The 17,156-nt window shown below is 65.3% G+C and carries 15 protein-coding genes, 1 tRNA gene and 1 pseudogene; 11 read left to right on the forward strand and 6 right to left on the reverse strand.

Annotation, left to right across the window (positions count from 1 at the left end; all coding sequences use genetic code 11):
- Positions 1–90: 90 nt before the first annotated feature.
- Positions 91–2,301, reverse strand: coding sequence for a hypothetical protein (locus tag JMF86_RS07015; RefSeq protein ID WP_201316857.1), 2,211 nt, complete (start codon positions 2,299–2,301; stop codon positions 91–93).
- Between the two features lie 397 nt (positions 2,302–2,698).
- Between JMF86_RS07015 and JMF86_RS07020 the strand changes: the two genes are divergently transcribed.
- The 4 genes from JMF86_RS07020 to JMF86_RS07035 all read left to right on the forward strand — a co-directional run bounded on the left by JMF86_RS07020 (position 2,699) and on the right by JMF86_RS07035 (position 5,793).
- Entirely contained in the window at positions 2,699–3,412 is a 714-nt protein-coding gene (locus tag JMF86_RS07020; protein ID WP_124548978.1) for a bifunctional 2-polyprenyl-6-hydroxyphenol methylase/3-demethylubiquinol 3-O-methyltransferase UbiG, read from the forward strand.
- A 130-nt stretch (positions 3,413–3,542) separates the two neighbouring features.
- Positions 3,543–3,619, forward strand: a tRNA-Pro gene (locus JMF86_RS07025).
- 140 nt (positions 3,620–3,759) lie between these two features.
- Positions 3,760–4,968 carry an outer membrane protein assembly factor BamC gene (gene bamC, locus JMF86_RS07030; RefSeq protein ID WP_054927676.1) on the forward strand — a complete coding sequence of 403 codons (1,209 nt, stop codon included), beginning with the start codon at positions 3,760–3,762 and terminating at the stop codon, positions 4,966–4,968.
- A gap of 534 nt (positions 4,969–5,502) precedes the next feature.
- Positions 5,503–5,793: a putative quinol monooxygenase gene (locus JMF86_RS07035; RefSeq protein WP_027810280.1), complete on the forward strand. Its 291-nt coding sequence runs from the start codon at positions 5,503–5,505 to the stop codon at positions 5,791–5,793.
- Positions 5,794–5,840: 47 nt separating this feature from the next.
- On the opposite strand, the gene JMF86_RS07040 is transcribed toward JMF86_RS07035, so the two are convergent.
- The 3 genes from JMF86_RS07040 to JMF86_RS07050 all read right to left on the reverse strand — a co-directional run bounded on the left by JMF86_RS07040 (position 5,841) and on the right by JMF86_RS07050 (position 7,448).
- The gene (locus JMF86_RS07040) at positions 5,841–6,098 is read right to left on the reverse strand and encodes a hypothetical protein (RefSeq protein WP_006476176.1); all 258 of its coding nucleotides are present in this window, start codon (positions 6,096–6,098) and stop codon (positions 5,841–5,843) included.
- 136 nt (positions 6,099–6,234) lie between these two features.
- The gene (locus tag JMF86_RS07045) at positions 6,235–6,510 is read right to left on the reverse strand and encodes a hypothetical protein (protein ID WP_006486101.1); all 276 of its coding nucleotides are present in this window, start codon (positions 6,508–6,510) and stop codon (positions 6,235–6,237) included.
- A 221-nt stretch (positions 6,511–6,731) separates the two neighbouring features.
- Positions 6,732–7,448 carry a YdcF family protein gene (locus JMF86_RS07050; protein ID WP_201316866.1) on the reverse strand — a complete coding sequence of 239 codons (717 nt, stop codon included), beginning with the start codon at positions 7,446–7,448 and terminating at the stop codon, positions 6,732–6,734.
- 160 nt (positions 7,449–7,608) lie between these two features.
- On the opposite strand from JMF86_RS07050, the gene JMF86_RS07055 reads away from it, so the two are divergent.
- Positions 7,609–7,926 carry a hypothetical protein gene (locus tag JMF86_RS07055; RefSeq protein ID WP_011545254.1) on the forward strand — a complete coding sequence of 106 codons (318 nt, stop codon included), beginning with the start codon at positions 7,609–7,611 and terminating at the stop codon, positions 7,924–7,926.
- 196 nt (positions 7,927–8,122) lie between these two features.
- Here the strand turns inward: JMF86_RS07055 and JMF86_RS07060 are convergent, their stop codons facing one another.
- The gene (locus tag JMF86_RS07060) at positions 8,123–8,374 is read right to left on the reverse strand and encodes a hypothetical protein (RefSeq protein ID WP_201316858.1); all 252 of its coding nucleotides are present in this window, start codon (positions 8,372–8,374) and stop codon (positions 8,123–8,125) included.
- A gap of 201 nt (positions 8,375–8,575) precedes the next feature.
- A pseudogene (locus JMF86_RS07065) lies at positions 8,576–8,971 on the reverse strand (transposase); the annotation flags it as partial.
- A gap of 430 nt (positions 8,972–9,401) precedes the next feature.
- On the opposite strand from JMF86_RS07065, the gene JMF86_RS07070 reads away from it, so the two are divergent.
- The 6 genes from JMF86_RS07070 (at position 9,402) to nusA (ending at position 17,091) form a co-directional block, all read left to right on the forward strand.
- Entirely contained in the window at positions 9,402–10,304 is a 903-nt protein-coding gene (locus JMF86_RS07070) for a LysR family transcriptional regulator (RefSeq protein WP_012328377.1), read from the forward strand.
- A gap of 76 nt (positions 10,305–10,380) precedes the next feature.
- Positions 10,381–11,583: a pyridoxal phosphate-dependent aminotransferase gene (locus JMF86_RS07075; RefSeq protein WP_201316859.1), complete on the forward strand. Its 1,203-nt coding sequence runs from the start codon at positions 10,381–10,383 to the stop codon at positions 11,581–11,583.
- A 272-nt stretch (positions 11,584–11,855) separates the two neighbouring features.
- Positions 11,856–12,881 (forward strand): SMC-Scp complex subunit ScpB, encoded by a 1,026-nt coding sequence (gene scpB / locus JMF86_RS07080; RefSeq protein WP_201316860.1) that lies wholly within the window; start codon positions 11,856–11,858, stop codon positions 12,879–12,881.
- A gap of 60 nt (positions 12,882–12,941) precedes the next feature.
- Positions 12,942–14,705 carry a 23S rRNA pseudouridine(2605) synthase RluB gene (gene rluB, locus JMF86_RS07085; RefSeq protein ID WP_201316861.1) on the forward strand — a complete coding sequence of 588 codons (1,764 nt, stop codon included), beginning with the start codon at positions 12,942–12,944 and terminating at the stop codon, positions 14,703–14,705.
- Between the two features lie 452 nt (positions 14,706–15,157).
- Positions 15,158–15,616 (forward strand): ribosome maturation factor RimP, encoded by a 459-nt coding sequence (gene rimP, locus JMF86_RS07090; RefSeq protein ID WP_006476167.1) that lies wholly within the window; start codon positions 15,158–15,160, stop codon positions 15,614–15,616.
- Complete coding sequence (gene nusA, locus JMF86_RS07095) at positions 15,616–17,091, forward strand: transcription termination factor NusA (protein ID WP_006476166.1); 1,476 nt, start codon at positions 15,616–15,618, stop codon at positions 17,089–17,091. Before rimP ends, nusA begins: the two co-directional genes overlap by 1 nt.
- Positions 17,092–17,156 lie beyond the last annotated feature (65 nt).

Below are 17,156 nucleotides of genomic sequence, written 5' to 3' on the forward strand. Positions count from 1 at the left end.
ACGGCGCGCGGGATGCATCGAAAAGCCCGGTTGGCGACCTGCCACCGGGCTTTTTTCATGCGGGTCGCGCACGAGGTCAGCGCGACGGAATCAGCGTGACGCGAGCGGATTCTTGCGCCCCATGTCGACGACCAGCGTGCCGTCCGGCAGCATCCGCACCGAGCCCTGCGCGACCTGGCTGCGATAGCCGTACAGGTCGAACCGCATCGGGCCGGCCTCGGCCGAATTCCGGATCAGCGCGCGCACGTTCAGTTCGAGCACGTTGAACATCTTCATGTCGCCGCCTTCCATCCACATGTAGCTCGGTGCATCGATCTGCGGCCGCTTCGGCGCGGGCGTGCCCGCCGCGCGCCGGAACGTGAGCCGCAATCCGTCGGGTTCGACCGTCGCCTGGGCTAGCTTGCCGTTCAGCACGGGCGGCGGAAACACGGTGTACTGGTCGAGCACGAGCGTGTCGCCGCGCAGTTCCGCACCGCGCCGCTGCAATGGCGTCAGCGACGCGAGCTCGATACCGAGCGAGCGCAGCAGCGTCGCCTGCGGGATGCCGAGCACCGACACCTGAGACGGCTTGAAGGCGAGGTGCCGATCATCGAGCACCGTCAGCGAGCCCTTCATGTCGGTCGGCAACCAGACGCCCGGTACGTGATTCCACAGCTTGATGCCGCCCTGGACGCGCAGGTTCTGGCCGTCCGCGCTCAATTGCAGGTCGTTCAGCGAACGCGGCGAATAGTCGAGCAGGTAGTTGTTGAAGAGCGCCGACATCGCCTTCCACGACTCGACGACCGTGCCGCCGAGAATGCGGATGTCGTACTGGTTCGGATCGTCGAGATCGACGGGTTCGCCCGGGCGCTTCGACACGAGTTCCACGTCGAGATCCTCGACGTGAAAGCCGATATCGCCGGACAGGTTGAAGTCGACGTTGCGCAGATGGATCGTCGGGTTGCGGTTCGACACGTGCCGCTCGTTGAACGGCGTCGTCGACGTGCGCCGCATCGCGACCTTCTGCATGCCGGGTCGCGCGGCATCTGCGGCGAGCGCGTACGCTTCCCAGTGCTGGCGCACGTCGCGCAGCGCATTCTGCTGCGCGGCGAGGAAGCTGTCGTTCAGGCGCGCGGCCGCGTTGCCGAGCAGTGCGCCGCTGGCCGGGCCTGCATACGAAGGCATCCGGATCGCCATCGCGCCGCTTTCGTCGAAGTTGAAGTAGCCGGCCGACACCTGGTCGCGATAGTGATACAGGTCGAACACGAACGTCTGGTCGCGCTTCGACGCGTCGAGCGGGCCGATCAGGATGTCCGCGTTCATCGGCATCGAGCGCATGAACTTCACGTCGCCACCGCGGATATACATCGCTTGCTGCGGTGCGTTCGCGGGCATCGCGAAGCCGGCACGCGAGCCGTCGTCGAGCTTCAGGTCGAGGCCCGCCGGCGTCACGCGCACGGCGGTGATCGTCAGTTTCAGGCGCGGCGGCGGCATCAGCTTGTCGACCGCCATCACAAGATCGTCGCCGGCGAGTTGCGCGATCGGGGTCTGCACCTTCAGCAGGTCGGCCATTTTCACGTTGGCCGCGCGCATCACCGGCTGTGCGTTGAGGCCCGACACGCGCACGCCGGTCGGGCGGAACACGAGCTGGCTGCCGTCGCGGATCGCGAGCGTGCCGGTCAGCGAGAACGGTACCCAGCCGTCGCGCTGCATCTCGCCTTGCAGATGGATCACGCCGTCGCCAGCCCATACCGCGAGCTTGCGCAGCGGCGCGTTGCGATAGCCGAAGATGTAGGTGTTGAAGAGGGCGGTCAGCTTCGCGTTGTCGAGCGTGACCGTGCCTTCGTGCACGTCGATCTCGAAGCTCGTCGGATCGTCGAAGACGATCGGTGCGCCGGCCTGCGTCGGCACGAGCGTGGCCGACAGCTGATGAATGAAGAAGCCGAGGTTGTTGACGATGCGGAAATCGACGTCGCGCAGGAACGTCATCGCGCCGTTCTGGCCCGAGTCGCGCAGCGTGAATGGCCGCGGCTGCGTGAGGCTGATCGATGCGAGCGACGGCACGGTGCGCGCGATCTGCTGCTCGCGCGCGAGCCGCTCGGCCTTGGTGCGCTCGATCTTCGTCGATGCGATGGACGTGTTGCTGTCGCGCTGCGCGGCCGATTCGGCGCAGCCGGCGCAGAGCAGGGCGAGCGCCAGCGCGCCGCAGCCGAACATGCGGGATGTCGTTTGCGATCTTGGGGCGACCGTGCGTCGCAGGCCGGAAAACCAGTCGAAAATTGCCAAAGGCGAGCGATGGCCGCGCCGGACCGTATTCCGCATCGTCTGTCTCCATGTCTTGTCTTGTCTTGATCGACGGCGGCGCGCGCCACTGCACGGCGCGAGCGTCGATGCCGTGCAGTGTGTCATAGCGTGCTAGAGCGGCGTTACCAAACAACGGGCGCCTGGACGCGATGTGCCGGCGGACTGCCGGACAATGGATTCGCGGTCGACGAGCCGCTGAATCAAACGGTCGTTTGGTTTGTCCGGGCCGTCGCTCGACGTGTTTCGAAGCGCCCCTGAAAATCCGCGGCCGCCCTTGGCCGGCGCGGGTTTCACCGGATGCCGAAGCGCCGCGGCCCCGGGCATCGACGGATACGATCGGCGGCAGCGGCGAGGTAAGATCGGCATCAGTGGCGGATTCGACATCACAACACGGCAGCCATCACGGGGAAGCACCATGGACCTGAAGGAAGTCGACGTACTCGGTGCGGGGGTGGGCGATCACTGGTACTACGCGTCGAAGGCGAGCGCGATTCGCCGGTTCCTCGGCGCATCGGGCGCGAACCGGATACTCGACGTCGGCGCGGGCTCCGGTTTTTTCTCGAAGCATCTGCTCGAGCGCACGCAGGCGACGGAAGCATGGTGCGTCGATACGAGCTACGCCGACGACAGCGACGGCGAGGCGGCCGGCAAGCCGATCCACTTTCGGCGCGCCGTCGATCGCTTCGATGCCGATCTCGTGTTGCTGATGGACGTGCTCGAACATGTCGACGACGACGTCGGACTGCTGACCCAGTACGTGACGGGCGCGCCCTCGGGTAGCCGGTTCCTGATCACGGTTCCCGCGTTCCAGTTCCTGTGGAGCGGCCACGACGATTTCCTCGAGCACAAGCGCAGGTATACGCTCGGCGGCCTCGAGGACGTGGTCCGGCGTGCGGGGCTCGACGTCGAGCACGGTGCCTATTATTTCGGCCTCACGTTTCCGCTCGCGGCCGCATTGCGGCTCGGCGAGCGGGCGCGTTCGCATCCGCGCGAGCCCGAGTCGCAATTGCGCCGCCATCATCCGTTCGTCAACGGCTTGCTCAAGACGATCTGTCGTATCGAGCTGCCGATGTTCCGCTTCAATCGCGTCGCCGGCTTGACGGTCATCTGCGTCGCGCGCAAGCGATGACGTCGATGCGGTATCGGTGCCGCGGGTCGCCTGCATGGGTGCCGTCACGCCAAAAATTTCACGAGAACATGCACAAAATGCATGCGACCCGTTCTAAACCGGGAAACTGTCTGTTATAATTTTTTTCTTTCGGGGCGTAGCGCAGCCTGGTAGCGTACCTGCATGGGGTGCAGGTGGTCGGAGGTTCAAATCCTCTCGCCCCGACCAGACAAGAACCCGCGTCAGCTCAGGCTGGCGCGGGTTTTTTCTTGGCCGTCGCTTTTTTGCACATCGCAGCGCGGCCCCGGTAAAATGCAAGGTTGATCCACGGAAAGCGCCGTGATTTAGCGGAAGAGGATTCCCCGAACATGACTGATCTTCGTCTTACCATGCGGTTCGCTGCAGTGCTCGCCACCGGCGCGCTCGTCGCCGGTTGCGGTACGTCGTCGCCCACGAAAGTGGACTACAAGAGCGATTCGAAATCGAAGGAAGCGTCGCTCGCAGTGCCGCCCAACATGCTCGACGAGACGGCCGATCAGCGTTCGCTGCCGCCCCAGGGCGGCGCGACTTCCCTGTCCGCGCTCCAGCAGGTCCAGCAGGCCGCGCCTGCGCTGGACACCGTCGCGCCGGCCGTGGCCGGCATGCATATCCAGCGCGACGGCACCGAAAGCTGGCTCGTGATCGACGGCAAGCAGCCCGCCGCGATCTGGCCGCAGGTACGCCGTTTCTGGCAGGAGCAGGGCTTCCTGCTCGTCGTCGACCAGCGCGACAAGGGCGTGATGGAAACCGACTGGAACGAAACCCATCCGCAGATCAACGACGGCCTGATCCGCAGCGTGATCTCGAAGGCGATGGGCAATTCGTACGTGACGGCCGAGCGCAACAAGTACCGCACGCGTCTCGATTCGGCGCCGAACGGCGGCACCTACGTGTTCATCAGCCAGAAGGGCATGCGCGAGGCGATCACCGGTGCGAACAACGATTCGAGCAAGTGGGAACCGAAGCCGAACGATCCGGCGCTCGAGACGGAATACCTGAAGCGGCTGATGGCCGTGCTCGCGCAGAACGAGCAGCGCGCGAAGAACGGCGAGCCGCCGATCGCGAACATCAAGGACAACGCGGTACCGAAGGACAAGAAGGCCGATGGCGACGCGTCGTCGAAGGCTGCCGCGGCGATCGCTGCCCAGAACGTCTCGCGCACGTCGGCGCAAGGCAATGACGCGGCTGAAGCGGCCGTGCCGTCCGAAGTCACGCTCGGCGAGCCGTACGACCGGTCGTGGCTGCACGTTGGTCTCGCGCTCGATCGCGCGAACTTCACGGTCGACGATCGCGATCGCTCGAAGGGTCTGTACTTCGTGCGTTACGTCGATCCGAAGGATCTGAGCGCGGCCGAGCAGGGCTTCTGGAGCCAGCTGTTCCACGGCAAGAAGGAAAAGCAGGCGAAGCAGTATCGCGTCAACGTGAAGGCGCTCACGGCCGATCAGACGCGTGTCGCGGTCGTCGACGATGCGGGCGCGATCGATACGTCGTCGCCGGCTCGCCAGATCATGGGGTTGCTCGTGAATCAGCTCCGCTGATCCCGGCGTTTTCCGCCCCCTTGAAAAGCCCGCCATCCGGCGGGCTTTTTTCATGGCCGCTCGCCGACGTGTACGCCTGTTCGGTGGGGCCCGTCCCTTCTCGTGACGTTACGTAACATCCGAGCGTTACGACGACAGAACACGTGTCACATTGTCGCCGATCTAAAAAAATGTCCTTATAAATCAATGGAATGTTGAGCACGTAATGCCTGGCACGCAACCTGCTTTATAGGTTGGAATCGTTAGAACAGGGAGGACGGTGTCAGAGGCCGGGAATGCGCCGCGAGCGCCTGAACAACGGCATCGACACCCTCACATGCCGACGCGCCAAGCGTCGGCGCAACAGATGACGATCCGCGCCAGCGTGCGGATCTCGATGGCCCCGTCGCCTATCCTCGTAGGGCGACGGTTTCGCCCGCGCTTCTCTGAAGCGCGGGCTATTTTTTTGGTGCCATCGCCCTGTCGTATCGGCATAGCCGATGCGTGGTGCGGGATTCGCGTATTCTCGGACTTTTTCGGATGAAGGAGGCGGGAATGGCGGAAATTGCAGTCGTGGCGCTGATCGTGGCGAAGCCGGGCGCGGAGGAGAAACTGCGCACCGTGCTCGAGGGAATCGTCGAGCCGACCCGCAACGAAGCGGGCGCATTGCAGTACGACCTGCACCGGGATCTGAAGGAGCCCGCGCGGTTCGTATTCGTCGAGCGTTGGGAGAGCGAGGAGGCGCTGGCCGCCCATGCGCGTTCCGCGCATATTCTCGCTTATCGCGAAGCGGCCGCGGACTGGATCGAGCGTTCCGAAATCCGCGTGCTGTCGAAGCTCGTCTGAGTCCGAGCCGGGTAGGGCGACCGGACGTGTCCGGTCGCGGCGGCGCGTCAGTGCGATGCGCTGGGTACGTCGAGGATCAGGATGATCGTCCAGTCGGCATCGCCGTCATGGTGATACTGACGCTCGGCAACGATGAACGGTTGCTGCTTGCCTTGCGGGCCGAGGAACAGCACGTCGCCCTCCATCGGCAGGCATTCGATCGGCGGCAGCGCGAGAAACGCGTCGTCCGAGCCGCGGGGCATCAGTTGCTTGATCTGGCGAGTGGCGGCTTCGGTCCACTCGATGTCGAGTTGAATGTTGCTCATGCTGTCCTCCGCACCGGGGTGCGCACGGGTGGAAAATTTCGGTGCGCGACTTTAGCACAGCGCGCGGGCGCCGCAACCAAAAAAGCCGAACCCGGTTACCCGGATTCGGCTTTTTACTGGAGCGGTGCCGCCGAACTTACTGGCTGGCAGCGTCTGCAGCCTTCGCCTTCTTGCCGGCCTTCTTCGCAGCTGCCTTGTGATGCGCAGCCTTCTTGCCGTGGTGATGCTCTTCCTGCGCCGCCGGCTGAGCCGCTTCGGCCGCTTGCTGCTGTTGCAGCGCTTGTGCACGCTGCTCGATCTCGGCGATCTTGGCCGGATCGGTGATGGTCTGAATCTGCGTGCTCTCTTGCGCATACGCTGCGCCAGTCAGCGCCGACATCGCTACCAGGATAGCCAGGGACGTCTTCTTCATTGCTTTACCTCCGCTAAGTGGTGATGAACCCGAGTGTTGCCGTTTCGTCTGGCGACTGCAATCGAGTGCGTGTCGAGTGTAACAAAAGTGACGGATCAATGTGCACCGGATCGTCGCACGACGCAAGGCCCCGTTGAAGTCGCGCAACACTTCGCGCACTTCGTCACGCGTCTGCCATCCAGGGTGGTGCAGCGATTTTCGCGCAGGTTTGCGCGCCGTCGTCAAAACCAGCCGAGCCAACGATAAACGTGGAATTGCGCGATCCCGACCAGCTCGTGCAGCGCCTGTTCGGCGTTGGCCACATTGCGCCAGCGGGGCAGCCAGCCCGTTTGCGCGCGTCGCAGATTCGCATAAACGGGCTGCGGATCGATGCCGAAACGGCGGAAATCGAGCAACGCCCGGCGCATCTGGTACGACGACGTGACGAGAACGCGCGCATCGTCATACTGTGAGCGTAGTATAGATGCAGTGAATTTCGCGTTTTCGTAGGTTGTGCGGCTGTTCGGTTCGAGCACGAGGTCGGCCGGCGCCACGCCTTCAGCGACGAGTTGGCGTCCGTACACGGCTGCCTCGGTGTCGCCGTGATGCTGCGGGTCGCCGCCCGACATCACCACGGTGCAGCGTTCGGCCTGCTGCCGGCACGTGCGATAGAGCGCCGCAACCTTGTGGATGCGCGCGACGCCGTCGGGCGGCGGCTGCACTCCGGTGTCGGTGCGGTGCGTGCCGGCGCCGATGAGGATCAGCGTGGTTCGCCCGTGCATGTCGGGATGCTCGACCGGCGTGACGCCGTCCTCGCTCCAGGCGATCAGCGGCGCTGCGAGCCAGCCCGTCGCGAGCAGCCAGAACAGCGCGGCGGCGACGATCGAAATGGTTCGACGCTGCTTGCGGCAGAGCATGAAACCGATGAAGAGAAGTACAAATGAATCGAACAGAATCAATTTGATTGGGGTATGGTGTCTTTTTATGGACGGCTGACGATACGACCCTGACGCGACGCCGAACAACGTCGGCCTCCAGAATCGGTGGCGGTTTCGGCGGGCGGAGACCCCGCCCGGCGCGCCGCTTCGCATTGTCGCTGCACTTTAAGAAAGAATCGAGATGGCCACGTATTCCAACGAAGCGGTGCTCGACGCATTGAGACGAGTGCAGTACCGCCAGGTACCGTGGGCACGCCGCCCGGGCGTGTTCGAGTATCTCCGTTCGCTCGGGCTGATGGACACGGTCAGGCAGAAGACCGTTGCCCCCGCGCCGGGCTTCCATGCACCGGTCGACATTGCCGTATTGACCGACAGCGGTCGAGCCGAATTCTCGCGCCTCGAGCGCGCCGAGAAATTACTTTCCTGGACTGATCGCCGCATGGACGACTACGCATTGAGCGAAGCGAGCGCCGTGGCGATTCTCGAAAGCCGCCTGTAGCGGGCCGTCTTCATCCCGCCCCGCGCATCGCCGCGCAGGCCGGCGATGCAAAAAAAGCCCGTATCACAAGGATACGGGCGTACCGGATACTTTTGCTGCTGCCACGCTGTGCTCATGGCAACGATGTGACCCGCCGCATGGGGCGCAGTTCCCGGATACCGGCATTTTCTTTGGCGAAATCTCGAAATCGGCAGGACTACGGATGACGCGACATGCCCGGTGGCTGTGAGCCAATCCGTGCTCGCGCGTTGCTGGCGATGTCGCCGCGCAAGTCGCCGCGTGGCACGGTTTGCCGGCTGGGCGGGTTGGCGGACGGCGGCTGGCGGAGGGTGTTGCGGTGATCCTGCTGGCGATGCGGCGGTTTCATCCGATCGTCCGCATGGACGGGAGCGGTCAGCGCCACGGAAACGACAATGCCGCATGCAACGAGCAGTGACATTGTTTTCATGGCGGGGCTCCCTTCAAGCCGTCAGTGCGGCCTGTTGATATGACGCTAAGGTAAGCGTGGGAGTGCAGGCTTGCTGTAAATATTAGTAAATAGATGTTTCGCGGCACGACAACGGTAATCGACGGCAAGGCATGCGTCGCAACGAAGTCGCGTCGCAAAAAGAAACCGGGCGGCCGAAGCCGCCCGATCGAGCATTCGTTACGCCATCTTGACGGGCGCGCGCCAGGATTCCGGATTGGTCCAGAACGCGCCGCGCAGCCGGTCGCGGCTCGGCGGTGCGGGCGGCTTCGCCGCGCTTGCGCCGATGCGTCCGCGCAGCGAGATCTGACGGCCGCTCGTGCCGAGTCGTTTCACGATTTCGGCGAGCGTACCGTCCGCCTGCCATTCGTCGAAGCGGCGGCGGCAGGTCGGCGGGGACGGATAGCGGCCCGGCAGTTTCGACCAGCCTTCACCCGTCGACAGCACCCACAGCACGGCATTGACTACCGATCGGGCTTCCACGCGGGGGCGGCCACGCCGCTCACTCCGTGCGGGCTCCGAGCAAAACAGACCCTCGACCAGCGCCCATTCGTTATCTCTCAAATCGTCGAACAGCATCATGTCCTCACCTCAGCGAAGCTAACTCCGGTGCGCTGCCCTGCGCCGCGCACTCTTCAAGCACTCGATCGTCGAGTGCCGGGTGGGGGCGTCCGGTTGGCCGGCAGCGGTGTTTCTACTCTTCCGTCCGACGAAACCTGCACCCTGTGCGCAAGGTAATGCACGAAGCGTGCCATGTCAGAGGTAAATCCCTCGAGAGCCGCTTGGCAGCGAGCTAACGGCTAAGTCAGCTAGGGGCGTATAAGACGCCAAAATAACCCGTGAGCAAATCGGGACAATCACCAATCTTGTGCAATCCGCCCATGCCACGTGCGTTTGCGAACGTATTGCACCGCAGCGAAACATGTGTGACCGGTGCCGCATTCATTCATCGAAGTCGTTTCGCGCATTAAAATCGTGCATCGATATCGACGATTGATGAGGCCGGGACATGAACGTTACGCTGCGCCAGCTCCGCGTATTCATCGAAGTCGCGCGGCTCAAGAGCTTCAGTCGGGCGGGTGACGAGATCGGGCTCACGCAGTCCGCGGTCAGCCGCTGCGTGCGCGAGCTCGAGGCCGAACTGGGGCTGAAGCTGATCGACCGCACGACGCGCGACGTGCAGCTGACCGACGTCGGTGCGAACCTGATCGCGAGCGTGTCGCGTCTGCTCGACGATCTCGACGATACGTTGCGCGAGATTCGCGAGATCGGCGAGCAACGCCGCGGGCGCGTGATCGTCGCGGCAAGCCCGACGATCGCATGCAGGCTGATGCCGCGGGTGGTGGCGTCGTGCGAGCGCCAGTTCCCGTTCGTGACGCTTGGCCTGCGCGATGACGTGCAGAGCGACGTGTTGCGCAAGGTGAAGTCGAGCGAAGTCGACTTCGGCGTCGTGATCGGCCCGCTGACGGTCGCCGATCTGGTCTGCGAGCCGCTGATGACCGATTCGTTCTGCCTCGTCGCGCGCGCCGACCATCCGCTCGCGGCACGGGCCGAGGTGCCATGGACGGCGCTGGACGGCGAGCGCCTCGTGCTGCTCGATCATGCGTCGGGCAGCCGGCCGCTGATCGATGCCGCGCTGGCCACGCATCGCGTCAACGCGACGGTCATGCAGGAGCTCGGGCATTCGGCGACCGTGTTCGGGCTGGTCGAGGCCGGCGTTGGCGTGAGCGTGCAGCCGTGGCTGTCGCTGCCGCTGCCTGCCGGCTCGACGCTGGTCGCGCGGCCGCTCACGCCGCGCACCGAGCGCACCGTCGAGCTGGTGCGCCGCCGCGACCGGTCGTTGTCGCCCGCCGCGCAGGCGATCTGGGAGCTCGTGCGGCAGATGCCGGCGCGGGCCGAAGATCTCGACTGACGCGTATTGGCGTGCGTCCGGTCTGGCTTGCCGGCCGGTACACTACGCGGATCGTGTTCCTCGGCGGTGGCTTTCGATGACGCATTCCGCAGGTTTTTTCCCGGCGAGCGACGAACCGGCGGCGCGCGCCGCGGTGCACGCGCTGCGGCCGTCGCTGATCCGCGAGGTCGCAAACGCCGGCTTCGGCGTGCCGGACATGCTGCCGTTCTGGTTCGGCGAATCCGATCGCGTGACGCCGGACTTCATCCGCGACGCCGCGGCCGCGGCGCTGCGCGATGGCGCGACCTTCTACACGCACAATCTCGGGACGGCGGCGCTGCGCGACGCGATCGCCGCCTATGTCAGCGCGCGTCACGGTGCGACGGCGGCCGACACGGTCGCCGTAACGAGTTCGGGCGTGAGTGCGCTGATGCTGGCTGCGCAGATGCTGGTCGGGCCGGGCGAACGTGTCGTCGCGGTCACGCCGCTGTGGCCGAATCTCGTCGAGATTCCGAAGATCCTCGGCGCGCAGGTCGACTGCGTGCCGCTCGGCTACGGCGACGCGGGCTGGCAGCTCGACGTCGGTCGGCTGCTCGCGGCGCTGACGCCCGATACGCGGATGCTGCTGATCAACTCGCCGAACAACCCGACCGGCTGGACGATGTCGCGCGACGATCAGCGGGCCGTGCTCGCCCATTGCCGTCGTCACGGCATCTGGCTGGTCGCCGACGAGGTGTACGAGCGGCTTGCATTCGACGAGGGCGGCGCGCCGTCGTTCCTCGATATCGCGTCGCGCGACGAGCGCGTCGTGGTCGTGAATTCGTTCTCGAAGGCGTGGGCGATGACGGGCTGGCGGCTCGGATGGCTGATTGCGCCGGCGTCGGTGATGGGTGACCTGTCGAAGCTCGTCGAATACAACACGTCGTGCGCGCCGGGCTTCGTGCAGGCCGCCGGTGAGGTCGCGTTGCGCGACGGGGAGCCGTTCGTGCGATCGTTCGTCACGGCGCTGCGCGACGCGCGTGATCACCTGGTCGCCGCACTGCGGACGCTGCCGGGCGTCGAGGTACCGCCTCCGCCCGGCGCGATGTACCTGTTCCTGCGGCTGCCGGGCGCGACCGACAGCCTGGCGTTCTGCAAGACGCTGGTGCGCGACGCGGGGCTCGGCCTGGCGCCCGGTCGAGCGTTCGGCCCGGAGGGAGAAGGGTTCGTGCGCTGGTGTTATGCGTGCGATCCGGCGCGGCTCGACGCGGGCGTGGAGCGACTACGCAGGTTCCTCGCGCACGGCGCGGGCGTTCGCTGAAGCGGGGACGGAGCGGGCGTGCCGCCGGGGCGGCGGCCTGTTTCGCTCATCTTTACGCACCGGGCGATTTTGCGTAATATGGCGTTCAGTCACGCGGTTCCGTCGTTGAGCCGTGCTGTTCCGTCCGGTTTGGGCCTGGCTTGAAGTTGATTCGCCGCCCCCGGTTCGTGCTCCCATCAATATGACCGATCAGAATCGGGCGAGCGCGTCTTCCGTTCCTTTCGTCTGTTTGTTGATCCGGTTCGTTTGACCACAGGGTCTGGCCTAGCTGCATGAATACCCAAGAGGCGAAGATCGTCCTCGAGACTGCTTTGATCTGCGCGCAGGAACCGCTGAAGCTCGGCGATTTGCGCAAGCTCTTTGCCGACGGCGTGTCGGCTGACACGGTCCGCACGTTACTCGAAGATCTGAAACAGGATTGGTCCGGCCGCGGTGTCGAACTGGTGGCGCTGGCGACCGGGTGGCGCTTTCAGAGCAAGCCGGCGATGCGTCATTATCTGGATCGCCTGCATCCCGAGAAGCCGCCGAAATATTCGCGCGCCGTGCTCGAAACGCTCGCGATCATCGCGTACCGGCAGCCCGTCACGCGCGGCGACATCGAAGAGATTCGCGGCGTCACGGTCAATACGCAGGTGGTCAAGCAGCTCGAGGATCGCGGCTGGATCGAGGTGATCGGTCATCGCGACGTGCCGGGGCGTCCGGCGCTGTATGCGACGACCAAGCAATTCCTCGACGATCTCGGCCTGAAGGCGCTCGACGACCTGCCGGCGCTCGAAGAGCCGGCCGCGAACATCGAGGCCGCGTTGCTCGCGCAGCAGGCCATGGATTTCGATGGTGACGTCGTGGTAGCCGACGACGCGGCGGCCGATGTGCCGCAGGCGCTGGCGGATGAAGCGCCCGCCGACGAGTCGGCCGAAGGGCCCGGCGATGTCGCGTCGACGCAGGAAATTCCGAGTCGCGATACGCTCGATGCTGATCGCGCGCAAACGGAACAGATGGAACAGGTTGGTGCCGAAGCAGTGCCGACCGGTGTGCAGCCCGAGCCGCAGCGTGCGGATTCGAGCGAGGAAGATCGCAAGCCGGCCGCCGAAGCGGCTGCCGGAGACGGAGCGGAAGCGGCCGGCGACATGCCCGGCGAGGCCGATCAGGCCGACGCCTCCCGCTCCCGTCCCGCGGACGACGAGACACTGGACGACACGTCCGACAGTCTCGCGGATGCCGTCCGAAGTGCCAGTGCGCCCATCGGCGCCGACGCGCTGCCGGACGACGAAGCAGAACCCGAACAGCGTCGCGCCTGATCGCGGCCAACTTCTTGCCGCGCCCGCGCCGGGCGCGAGACCTGACATTTTGAGGTTGTTTTGACAGATATCCACGATATTGAATCGTCCGCGCCTGCCGTGCAGGCAGCGCGTGCCGACGATGCGCCGGAGCAGGATGCTTCGGCCGCGGGTGGCGACGAGCGTCCCCGCCGCGGTCTGCGGCGCGGCCCGCGTAGCCTGATCGCGCGGCGTCGCGCGGCGGCCAAGTCGAAGGGCGCCGAAGGCGGCGAGCAGCAGGGTGCCGAGGGCGCGGATGCGCAGTCGGCCGAGGCCGCCGACGCGCAGCCGGCGCGTGCGCCGCGCAAGGAAGGCGCGGCCAAGGGCGGTCGCAAGCCGGCCGGCAAGCGCGAAGGCGCGGCGGCGGCCAAGGGCGGCCAGGCTGGCCAGGGCCGTCGCGGTGCAGCGAAGGCTGAAGGCGGCCCGGCGAAGGTAGCGGAAGGCGATGCGTCCCAGGACGAACTGTTCGCATACGTGACGTCGCCGGCCTTCGACGCGGACAACTCCGCGGGCGGCAGCGGCGTGCGTGCGCCGATGCTGCGCCGCGGCCGCGCCCAGCCGGCGAACAAGCGCGTGCTGTCGCCGGACGACGACGCGCCGAAGCTCCACAAGGTGCTCGCGGAAGCGGGCATGGGGTCGCGTCGCGAAATGGAAGAGCTGATCGTCGCCGGCCGCGTGTCGGTGAACGGCGAGCCCGCGCACATCGGCCAGCGGATCATGCCGACCGACCAGGTGCGGATCAACGGCAAGCCGGTCAAGCGCAAGCTGCCGAACAAGCCGCCGCGCGTGCTGCTGTATCACAAGCCGACCGGCGAAATCGTCAGCCACGCGGATCCGGAAGGCCGTCCGTCGGTGTTCGACCGTCTGCCGCCGATGAAGACGGCGAAATGGCTTGCGGTGGGCCGCCTCGACTTCAATACCGAAGGTCTGCTGATGCTGACGACTTCCGGCGATCTCGCGAACCGCTTCATGCATCCGCGTTACAGCGTCGAGCGCGAGTATGCGGTGCGGGTCGTCGGCGAGTTGGCCGAAGGCATGCGGCAAAAGCTGCTGCACGGCGTCGAGCTCGACGACGGTCCGGCGAATTTCCTGCGCATCCGCGATGGCGGCGGCGAAGGCACGAACCACTGGTATCACGTCGCGCTGGCCGAAGGCCGCAACCGCGAAGTGCGCCGGATGTTCGAGGCGGTCGGCCTGATGGTGAGCCGGCTGATCCGTACGCGTCACGGCCCGATTCCGCTGCCGCGCGGCCTGAAGCGTGGTCGTTGGGAAGAGCTTGACGACGCACAGGTGCGCAAGCTGATGGCGACCGTCGGTCTGAAGGCGCCGTCCGAGGAGAAGGGCAAGCGCGGCGGCGCTGCCGGTCCGACCGAGCGTCGCCAGCCCGATCCGATGCAGACGTCGATGGGCTTCATCAGCCGCGAACCGGTGCTGACGACGCACGGCCAACTCGACCAGCCGCGTCGCGGCGGTGGCCGACGCGGCGGGCCGGGCCTGCCGGGCCTGAGCGGCTACGGCAGCTTGCCGGTTGCGCCATCGGGTTACGGCAACCGCGCGGGCGGCGGCCGTGACGGCAATCGCACCGGTGGCGGCCGCGACGGCAACCGTGCAGGCGGCGGTCGCGATGTCGACGGCAATCGCGCGTCGTATGGCGCAGGCCCCAAGCGCGAGGGCGCGGGCGGCAAGCGCGGCGGCAGCAAGGGCGGTGGCAATCGCAATCCGAACGGCAATCGTGCCGACGGCGCCGGCAACGGTGGCCCGCGCGGCGGTCAGCGTCCGCAGCGCAGTCGTACGCGCAGCCGCTAAGCGTCTGTTGATTGGCGTACGTACGGCAGCGCAAAGCCGCCGATACGTCGGCGTGGCCGGCATCCGGCCGGCTTTGTCGATACGGCGCATTGCGTTGACGGGTTTCGGCTGCATCCATGTCGCGTGCCGCGACAACGATGATCACCGGTGCGGCAGGGTAGTACCGGTCGATCGGGCAGCCCGATTTCGCATTTTCGGTCCGTAAAGGCAGCCGACGCGCTGCTTTTACCGGCTGGCTTGGCGTTTGCGCCAAAAATCGCTATAATCGCGGAGTCGCTGGGCGTACGGATTCAATGTGCGGCTCAGGTGCGACCACCAGTAAGAAGATGGGCGTTCCGCCCATTTTTTTTGCTGAAACGGTTAGGCATCTCGGGTAGCGCTTCCTGCGCCGGCTAAGGCGCGCGCCCGCGGGTGAATCGCGAGCGGCGGGCGCGAACACCTGAGAGGACACTGTGCAACTGACGGAACTGATAGAAACCACGGTCACCGGGCTCGGCTACGAGCTGGTGGAACTCGAGCGCACCGGGCGCGGCATGCTTTGCATCTATATCGATCAGCCTGCCGGCATCTCGCTCGAAGATTGCGAAAAGGTTACGCGTCAGCTCCAGCACGTCTTGACGGTCGAAAATATCGATTACGAACGGCTCGAAGTCTCGTCCCCGGGGCTCGACCGCCCGTTGAAGAAGCTGGCCGACTTCGAGCGCTTCGCCGGCAGCGAAGTTTCCGTGACCTTGAAAAAGCCGCTGGACGGGCGCAAGACGTACCGGGGCATTCTGCACGCGCCGAATGGCGAAACGATCGGTTTGGAATTTGAGGGGAAGAAGGGCGAGGCAGCCATGCTGGATTTCACGCTGGCCGATATCGACAAAGCCCGCCTGATTCCGCAAGTTGACTTTAGGAGCCGCAAATAATGAGTCGCGAAGTGTTGATGCTGGTGGATGCGCTGGCGCGCGAGAAAAACGTCGACAAGGATGTGGTGCTGGGCGCCCTCGAGGCTGCGCTCGCGTCCGCTTCCAAGAAGCTGTTCGACGAAGGCGCCGAAATCCGCGTCCATATCGATCGCGAAAGCGGCGAGCACGAAACCTTCCGTCGCTGGCTCGTCGTGCCCGACGAGGCAGGCTTGCAGGAGCCGGATCGCGAGATCCTGCTGTTCGAAGCACGTGAGCAAAAGCCCGACGTCGAAGTCGGCGAGTATGTCGAGGAACCCGTTCCGTCGATCGAATTCGGTCGCATCGGCGCGCAGGCCGCGAAGCAGGTGATCCTGCAGAAGGTGCGCGACGCGGAGCGCGAGCAGATCCTGAACGACTACCTCGAGCGTGGCGAAAAGATCATGACGGGTACGGTGAAGCGCCTCGACAAGGGCAACTTCATCGTCGAATCGGGCCGCGTCGAGGCACTGCTGCGCCGCGATCAGCTGATCCCGAAGGAAAACCTGCGCGTGGGCGACCGCGTGCGTGCGTACATCGCGAAGGTCGACCGCACCGCGCGCGGCCCGCAGATCGAGCTGTCGCGCACGGCGCCGGAATTCCTGATGAAGCTGTTCGAGATGGAAGTGCCGGAAATCGAGCAGGGCCTGCTCGAGATCAAGGCGGCTGCCCGCGACCCGGGCGTGCGCGCGAAGATCGGCGTCATCGCCTACGACAAGCGGATCGATCCGATCGGCACCTGCGTCGGCATCCGCGGTTCCCGCGTGCAGGCCGTGCGCAACGAGCTCGGTGGCGAAAACATCGACATCGTGCTATGGTCGGAGGATCCCGCCCAGTTCGTGATCGGCGCGCTCGCGCCGGCAGCCGTCCAGTCGATCGTCGTCGATGAAGAAAAGCATTCGATGGACGTCGTCGTCGACGAGAACGAGCTGGCTGTCGCGATCGGCCGCAGTGGTCAGAACGTTCGCCTTGCCGGCGAGCTGACCGGCTGGCAGATCAACATCATGACGCCGGACGAGTCCGCCCTGAAGCAGGGTGAAGAACGCGACCGGCTGCGTGCGCTGTTCATGGCGCGTCTCGACGTCGACGAAGAAGTTGCCGACATCCTGATCGACGAAGGCTTCACGAGCCTCGAAGAAATCGCGTACGTGCCGCTCAACGAAATGCTCGAAATCGAAGCGTTCGACGAGGACACCGTGCACGAACTGCGCAACCGCGCACGCGACGCGCTGTTGACGATGGCCATCGCGAACGAAGAAAAGGTCGAGAACGCAGCGCTGGATCTCAAGAGCCTCGACGGCATCACGCCGGAACTGCTCGCGAAGCTGGCCGAACACGGCGTGCAGACGCGCGACGATCTCGCCGAGCTGGCTGTAGATGAACTGGTCGACATGACCGGAATGGAAGAGGATGCCGCTAAGGCGTTGATCATGAAAGCACGTGAACATTGGTTCCAGTGAGAAATGACCATGGCGCACTGATTTGATGGCGGCCGTATGGCCTGACCCGATGCTAACCGCAAGGA

The organism is Burkholderia sp. E168m15, from assembly GCF_016586105.1.
GTDB lineage: Bacteria > Pseudomonadota > Gammaproteobacteria > Burkholderiales > Burkholderiaceae > Burkholderia > Burkholderia orbicola.

Coding starts and splice junctions, on each gene's coding strand:
- JMF86_RS07075 (WP_201316859.1), top strand. CDS start 10,381: ATGACGCATTCCGCAGGTTTTTTCCCGGCGAGCGACGAACCGGCGGCG.
- JMF86_RS07070 (WP_012328377.1), top strand. CDS start 9,402: ATGAACGTTACGCTGCGCCAGCTCCGCGTATTCATCGAAGTCGCGCGG.
- JMF86_RS07040 (WP_006476176.1), bottom strand. CDS start 6,098: ATGAGCAACATTCAACTCGACATCGAGTGGACCGAAGCCGCCACTCGC.
- JMF86_RS07060 (WP_201316858.1), bottom strand. CDS start 8,374: ATGAAAACAATGTCACTGCTCGTTGCATGCGGCATTGTCGTTTCCGTG.
- JMF86_RS07035 (WP_027810280.1), top strand. CDS start 5,503: ATGGCGGAAATTGCAGTCGTGGCGCTGATCGTGGCGAAGCCGGGCGCG.
- scpB (WP_201316860.1), top strand. CDS start 11,856: ATGAATACCCAAGAGGCGAAGATCGTCCTCGAGACTGCTTTGATCTGC.
- JMF86_RS07055 (WP_011545254.1), top strand. CDS start 7,609: ATGGCCACGTATTCCAACGAAGCGGTGCTCGACGCATTGAGACGAGTG.
- bamC (WP_054927676.1), top strand. CDS start 3,760: ATGACTGATCTTCGTCTTACCATGCGGTTCGCTGCAGTGCTCGCCACC.
- JMF86_RS07015 (WP_201316857.1), bottom strand. CDS start 2,301: ATGCGGAATACGGTCCGGCGCGGCCATCGCTCGCCTTTGGCAATTTTC.
- JMF86_RS07045 (WP_006486101.1), bottom strand. CDS start 6,510: ATGAAGAAGACGTCCCTGGCTATCCTGGTAGCGATGTCGGCGCTGACT.
- JMF86_RS07020 (WP_124548978.1), top strand. CDS start 2,699: ATGGACCTGAAGGAAGTCGACGTACTCGGTGCGGGGGTGGGCGATCAC.
- nusA (WP_006476166.1), top strand. CDS start 15,616: ATGAGTCGCGAAGTGTTGATGCTGGTGGATGCGCTGGCGCGCGAGAAA.